At 67.0% G+C, this 6,855-nt stretch carries 7 protein-coding genes; 2 read left to right on the top strand and 5 right to left on the bottom strand.

All coding sequences use genetic code 11. The features are described 5' to 3' along the window. The 5 genes from AC1DHX_RS19920 to AC1DHX_RS19900 form a co-directional block, all read right to left on the bottom strand. On the bottom strand, nt 1-505 hold a 505-nt coding region (locus tag AC1DHX_RS19920; RefSeq protein ID WP_476900406.1), incomplete at its 3' end, for an acyltransferase family protein. Nucleotides 506-795: 290 nt separating this feature from the next. Beyond that, entirely contained in the window at nt 796-1,299 is a 504-nt protein-coding gene (locus tag AC1DHX_RS19915; protein ID WP_476900405.1) for a hypothetical protein, read from the bottom strand. Between the two features lie 307 nt (nt 1,300-1,606). Continuing rightward, a complete protein-coding gene (locus AC1DHX_RS19910; protein ID WP_476900404.1) occupies nt 1,607-2,551 on the bottom strand; it encodes a COX15/CtaA family protein in 945 nt (314 codons plus the stop codon). A 7-nt stretch (nt 2,552-2,558) separates the two neighbouring features. Then, nucleotides 2,559-3,371, bottom strand: coding sequence for an ABC transporter permease (locus AC1DHX_RS19905; protein ID WP_230008147.1), 813 nt, complete (start codon nt 3,369-3,371; stop codon nt 2,559-2,561). Continuing rightward, complete coding sequence (locus AC1DHX_RS19900; protein ID WP_028275511.1) at nt 3,368-4,336, bottom strand: ABC transporter ATP-binding protein; 969 nt, start codon at nt 4,334-4,336, stop codon at nt 3,368-3,370. The genes AC1DHX_RS19905 and AC1DHX_RS19900 overlap by 4 nt, the downstream gene beginning before the upstream one ends. Before the next feature lie 171 nt (nt 4,337-4,507). Here AC1DHX_RS19900 and AC1DHX_RS19895 point away from each other — a divergent pair, with 171 nt between their 5' ends. Together AC1DHX_RS19895 and sufB are read left to right on the top strand one after the other, a co-directional pair. Continuing rightward, the gene (locus AC1DHX_RS19895; protein WP_476858598.1) at nt 4,508-5,371 is read left to right on the top strand and encodes a helix-turn-helix transcriptional regulator; all 864 of its coding nucleotides are present in this window, start codon (nt 4,508-4,510) and stop codon (nt 5,369-5,371) included. Next, the gene (gene sufB / locus AC1DHX_RS19890; RefSeq protein WP_223917411.1) at nt 5,371-6,834 is read left to right on the top strand and encodes a Fe-S cluster assembly protein SufB; all 1,464 of its coding nucleotides are present in this window, start codon (nt 5,371-5,373) and stop codon (nt 6,832-6,834) included. Before AC1DHX_RS19895 ends, sufB begins: the two co-directional genes overlap by 1 nt. The last annotated feature ends 21 nt before the right edge of the window (nt 6,835-6,855 follow it).

Here is a 6,855-nt window from a genome sequence, read left to right as displayed (position 1 = left end):
GGGCAAGCACCAGCAGCGCGGGCCAGATCAGGTAGAACTGTTCTTCCACCGCCAGCGTCCAGAGCGGTCCGACCGCCATGCTGACGTCGAACGGCAGGGGGAGGTCTTTGAGGTAGCCAAGACCGGCGAGGACCGTGTAGCCCACGATTCCCTTGGACCGGTCACCGAGGACGTCGGTGGCCAATTCGACGATCGCGTAGACGCCCAGAAGAGAAACCAGTGCCGGCACCAGCCGGAAGGCCCTGTGCGCATAGAAGCGCCCGTAACGAATCTTACGGTGCCGTTCGATATCGCCGACCAGCACGTTGGTGATCAGGTAACCGCTCAACACGAAGAAGGCAATGACACCCACGATGCCGGCGCCCTGGAATATGCCGGGCCAGGAATGTCCGAGCAGGACGGCGCCCACGGCGGCACCGCGAAGAACGTCCAGGCCATCCAGCCGTGGGCGCTTTGCAGTATGTTGGACCGTCTGTGCGGGCCTTTCGCCGACTAGTAACGCCACATATCCTCCGGTGCCTCTGTCTGGCCGGTTCCGATTCCAGCTGCATCAAGGCAAAACCGCGCCGTCCGTATATCCATGGATGCGATTGCGGCGCCAGTCCTGCGCCCTATCCAAGTATTCCCGCCTTGGCTGGACGAAACCTGACGCCGGTTCTGCGGCTGCCCGGCTCTGCGGTTGGTTGTAGGGCGGGCCCGAAAAGGGGCCACAGCATCCAGTATTCCGAAATCTTTCCCGTTTGGACAAGTGACCGGCCGGTAACCGGGCGTCGAGGGGGACGCCTTTAGGCCTCTTTAGAGATTGTGGGCCACCAGCTCCAGCCCGATTACCAGCAGGCTCAACACGACTTCGGCGAACATGATGGCGGCCTTGTGACGGAGCGGGATCTCGAGGCGGCGGATCGCGAGGAACCCGACGATGCCGAGCGAAACAACCAGAACAGCGACTGCCCACCCGAGGGCAACGGCCGTCGACCACAGACCGAGGCCGGCTGCCGTGAGGAGGAGCAGCGGGGTGACCAGGACGCCGAGGCCGCCCGCGCTGACCGCGATCATGTGGTGCAGCTCCTCACCGGTGGGARGCTTCGAATGAACAGTCAGGTGGCTCAGGAGGTCGGCGACGAAAATCCCCAGCAGGGAGCCGATCACCACGATGCTGAGCGTCGCCGCCGCTGCCAGCGGCGTGGTCTCGTCCGCGTGACTCCGAAGCGCCAACACCACGGCCAGGCTCGTGAAGATGATGTATACACGTTCTTTGAGGCTCGCCGCGCGTTGGCGGGCTGAGGGTGAAGGAGGCACGGTCGGTTCTGTCGCTTGCATCAGAGAAGGCCTTCCGGTCAGCGTCACGGGAACGAACGAGGAAAGCCCACGGCCGCGACGATCCATATCCATGCCATCCCATAGTCCACCCGGAAATCCCGTCAAGGCCAGCCCCCGGGAGGTGAATGCGCTACTGGTCATTGTTGCCGCAGCGCCCGTTCGAGGGCCCAGACAGCAACAGACAGCAAACGCGGGGCCACTTACGGCCCGTCCGGACGTGCCGGAAGGGCGGTAAGTGACCCCGCGATGCTTTGTTCAGGGGTGCTGCGGCTGATTAGTCCACCGGTTAGTCCACCGGGCTGTAGCGGGCGAGGTCCGCGGCGTTGGTCGCCGCGCTCATCAGCAGTGCCGCCGCCAGCATGTGAGCGCCGACGAGCAGCGCCGGGATGCCGTTGTAGTACTGCGTGAAGCCGATTGCGGCCTGCAGCACCGTGACGCCCAGGAGCATGAACACCGCGGAGCGGAACGGCCCCTGAATCCGCCCGCGGACCACAAGGACCAGCGCGAACAGCGCGCCGGCGGTCACCAGGTAGGCGGGCACGGCGTGGATGTGCGCGAACAGGTCCCAGTCGAGGTCGTTGCGCGGGGCGTTCGCGTCCCCGGCATGCGGACCGGCGCCGGTCACCACCACACCGAGGCAGACCGCGACGGCGGAGAGGACCGCGACGGCGGTCATCACCGGGCGGGCAACGCCCGGCAGGGCGGGAAGCTGCACGGTCCGGGCCTTGCCCGTGCGGCCGTACGCCCGGTTCACCAGAAGGGTCGCCAGGACCACGAGGGCCATGGACACGAGGAAGTGCAGGCCTACGACCCATGGGTTCAGCTGGGTCAGCACCGTGATGCCGCCGATGACGGCCTGGGCCGGGATGCTGGCGAGCAGGCCGAGGGCCAGCAGGAAGAGGTCGCGGCGCTCCTTGCGGAGGTTCCACAGATAGACCAGCATCATCACGGCGACGGCCGCCAGCGCAAACGTCAGGAGCCGGTTGCCGAATTCGATGATTCCGTGCATCCCCATTTCCGGGGTGGTCGTCAGGGATCCCTCCGTGCAGCGCGGCCACGTGGGGCAGCCAAGGCCCGAGGCCGTCAGGCGGACGGCACCGCCGGTCACCACCAGGACGATCTGGCCAATGAGGGACAGCACGGCCAGCCGCCTGATCGTCTTATCGACGCGGACTGGCAGCCRGGAGGTGATTCCGGAGACAATCCGGGGAGTTCGTGACGCCGTGCTCACAGTTTTCTCAATTCCACTTAAACCAACGGGTTGCTGCGCCGCCGGCGATCGCCGTCCAGAGCAGCAGGACAAGAACGGCGGCACCATTGACGCTGCCGTACAGGAAAGCATCCCTCAGCGCCTGGCCCAGCGCGCCGGAGGGGAGGAAATGCACCACGGCCTGGGCCAGCGCCGGGAGCCGTTCGGCCGGAATCACGATTCCGCCCAGCGCGCCGAGCAGGATCCAGAGCAGGTTGGTGATGGCCAGGGTCGCCTCCGGCCGGACCGTCCCGGCGACCAGCAGCCCGAGTGCCGTGAAGGCGGCGGCGCCGAGGATCAGGATGGCCAGTCCGGGCAGCCAGCCCGCGGGATTGGGCTGCCAGCCCAGCAGCACGGCCACCGCGGTCACGATGAGCACCTGCAGGAACAGCACCGCCAGGACGGCCAGAACCTTCCCCGCAATCAGGCCGGTGCGGCCCAGGGGTGTCGTGGAAAGAAAGCGCAGGACGCCGTAGCGGCGGTCGAAGCCGGTGGAGATGCCCTGCCCGGTGAAGGCCGTGGACATGGCGCACAGGGCCAGGATGCCGGGGACGGCGACATTGATGCGGCTCGAACCGAGCCCGTCCAGCAGCGGCGTCACGGTCAGCCCGACCATGGCCAGCAGCGGCAGCACGATCGCGAGGATCAGCTGCTCGCCGTTCCTGAGCATGGTGACGGTCTCGTACTGCCCCTGCAGCAGGATGCGGCGCAGCAGGGAAGCGGGCGCGCTGCCATGCGCGGCGGGGGGCGCGCCGGCGCGGCGTGCGCTCTCCAGCGGGGCACCACCTGTTACGCGGTTCATCGGATCTCCCTTCCGGAGATGTCCAGGAAGACGTCCTCGAGGCTGCGCGCTTCAAGGCTCAGGGAGCTGGGCATGATCCCGCGCTGGGCCCACCACGCGGTGATCGCGGCGAGGTCGGCGGGGGTCAGGGCTCCGGTCACGGCGTAACTGCCGGCCCGCGCCTCGGTGACGTCGACGCCGTCGGGCAGCACGCCGGCGAAGTCCAGGCCTGGTTCGGTTTCGAACAACAAGGTGCGTATGTGCTGCGACGCGTCGCCCGCCGGGAGCTGGTGGCGCAGGAGCTGGGCGACGGTGCCCTCGGCGACGTTGCGGCCGGCGTCGATGATGTAGACGTAGTCCGCCAGCCGCTGGGCGTCGTCCATCAGGTGCGTCGTCAGGATGATGCCCATGCCGCTGTTCCGCAGTTCGGAGATGAGATCGAAGACCATTTGGCGGGACTGCGGGTCGAGGCCCGCGCTGGGCTCGTCGAGGAACAGGACCTCCGGATTGCCGACCAGCGCCGCGGCCAGGGCGAGGCGCTGTTTCTGCCCGCCGGACAGGCGCCGCACGTTGGTGCGGCTGAAGGAGTCGATGCCCAGGCGGCCGATGAGTTCGTCCACCGGCCACGGGTCCTGGTACATGCCGGCGATGTGCCGCAGCAGGGGGATGGGCCGGGCCGACGGCGGCAGGCCGCCGTCCTGCAGCATCACGCCCACCCGGGCGCGGAGGCCCGCGCCGGCCGAATCCGGATCGTGGCCGAGTAGGCTGATGGCGCCGGCGGTGCGCTTTTGCAGCCCCTGGGCGCATTCGATGGTGGTGGTCTTGCCCGCGCCATTGGCGCCGAGCAGGGCCGTGACTTGGCCGCGTTCGGCGATGAGGGAAAGGCCGCTGACCACGCGCAGCATCTTGCCGTCGAGGGTGGGCAGTGGACCAACATCCTTGACAAGCCCGCTGATGGTCAGAACGGGGGATTCGGGAGATCGCACCACAGCATTCTACGCGATGTAGTACGTCGGCTCCCCGGAGGGGGCGTCCCGCAGGCAAGCCATGCCTTACTGGAATGCCGGACTAAATTACGACATGATTGTGTTGTGTATTCCATGAGCCCCCTTGTGTCCGGAGCCGCTGTGTCTGGAGCAGCTGTGTCCGGAGGCCCTGTGTCCGGAGCCGCTGCGTCCGCAGTCCCGTCCGGGCGCGGCGCCGCGCGCGTCCGGCCTGCCCGGGTACACGTGGCGGCCGTTCCGGACGCCGTTCCCGCGGCTGCCGGCACCCACACGCACGACGCCGAAGAGCGCACGCGTGACCGCGTCCTGAACGCGGTGCTGGAGCACGGACCCATCAGCGCGGCCGAACTCGGCGACCTCCTGGGCTTCACTCCGGCCGCCGTGCGCCGCCACCTGGACCACCTCGCGCGCACCGGAGTGATTGAGGTCAAGCGGGTTGCCCGCGCCGGTGCCGGCGCCGGACGGCCCGCCCGCCGCTACGTCCTGAGCTCCCAGGGCCAGTCGAACCTGGGCAACGACTACCTCGACATCGCCTCCGTGGCGCTGCGCCGGCTCGGCGAGGCGGCCGGCCCCGAGGCCGTGCGGCAGTTCGCCGTCGAGCGGTTCGCCGACATGGAGCGCCGCTACGCACCGGAGATCGAGCAGGCCGGACCGGACATCACGGCCCGCGCCCAGGCTCTCTCCGCGGCGCTGAGCCGCGACGGGTTCGTCGCCTCGGCGCAGTCGATCGAAGCCAAGGCCCCGCTCCCGGCGGCGCTCTCCAGCGTCCAGCTCTGCCAGGGGCACTGCCCCATCCAGCACCTGGCTGCCCAGTTCCCCGTGTTCTGCGACGTGGAGACCGAAGTGTTCTCCCGGCTGGTCGGCGTCGATGTGCGCCGGCTGTCCACCCTGGCGCGCGGCGGGCACGTCTGCACCACCCACATACCTACGGGCCGTCCGGCCGCCGTCGGGACTCCCAGTCCCGCTGCACCGGTCAACCCGGACGAAGTATCCAACCATCTCCAAGAAAGGCCGTGATGACGGACCAACTATCAGAGAAGAAGGTTGCTGACTCTACTGTGATTTCGGAGATTCTGGAAAAGAATCCCGAGCTCCACGGAATTGGCACCTATGAGTACGGCTGGGCCGACAAGAACGACGTCGGGGCCAACGCCCGCCGCGGTATCAATGAGGACGTTGTTCGCGATATTTCGGCCAAGAAGAACGAGCCGGAATGGATGCTCGACCTCCGGCTCAAGGGCCTGAAGTACTTCGACCGCAAGCCCATGCCCACCTGGGGCGCGGACCTGTCCGGCATCGACTTCGACAACATCAAGTACTTCGTGCGCTCCACCGAGAAGCAGGCCGCCACCTGGGAGGACCTGCCCGAGGACATCCGGAACACCTACGAGAAGCTGGGCATCCCGGAAGCCGAGCGCAGCCGCCTCGTCTCCGGCGTCGCCGCCCAGTACGAGTCTGAAGTGGTCTACCACCAGATCCGCGAGGACCTGGAAGCCCAGGGCGTCATCTTCCTGGACACCGACACCGCGCTGCGCGAACACCCGGAGATCTTCCAGGAGTACTTCGGCACCATCATCCCGGTGGGCGATAACAAGTTCGCGTCGCTGAACACGGCCGTCTGGTCCGGCGGTTCCTTCGTGTACGTGCCCAAGGGCGTCCACGTGGACATCCCGCTGCAGGCCTACTTCCGCATCAACACGGAAAACATGGGCCAGTTCGAGCGCACGCTGATCATCGCCGACGAGGACTCCTACGTCCACTACATCGAAGGCTGCACCGCGCCGATCTACACCTCGGACTCGCTGCACTCCGCCGTCGTGGAAATCATCGTGAAGAAGGGCGCCCGCGTCCGCTACACGACCATCCAGAACTGGTCCACCAACGTGTACAACCTGGTCACCAAGCGCGCCATCTGCGAAGAGGGCGCCACCATGGAGTGGATCGATGGCAACATCGGCTCCAAGGTCACCATGAAGTACCCGGCCGTCTACCTCGTGGGCGAAGGCGCCAAGGGCGAGACCCTTTCCATCGCGTTCGCCGGCGAAGGCCAGCACCAGGACACCGGCTCCAAGATGGTCCACATTGCGCCCAACACCAAGAGCTCGATCATCTCCAAGTCCGTGGCCCGCGGCGGCGGCCGTGCTGCCTACCGCGGCCTGGTCCAGGTCCGCGAAGGCGCCAAGCACTCGGCCAACACGGTCCGCTGCGACGCCCTCCTGGTGGACACCATCAGCCGGTCGGATACCTACCCGTACATCGACATCCGCGAGGACGACGTCACGATGGGCCACGAGGCCACGGTCTCGCGGGTCAGCGAAGAGCAGCTGTTCTACCTGATGTCCCGCGGCATGCGCGAAGACGAGGCCATGGCGATGATCGTCCGCGGCTTCATCGAGCCGATTGCCCGCGAACTGCCGATGGAATACGCCCTCGAGCTGAACCGACTGATTGAACTGCAGATGGAAGGATCGGTCGGTTAATGACTGACATCACTACTGAAA

The organism is Arthrobacter sp. 05N33_2 (assembly GCF_056397425.1).
The sequence above is the reverse complement of the archived record's forward strand: the minus strand, read 5'-3'. Positions and strand labels throughout refer to the sequence as shown.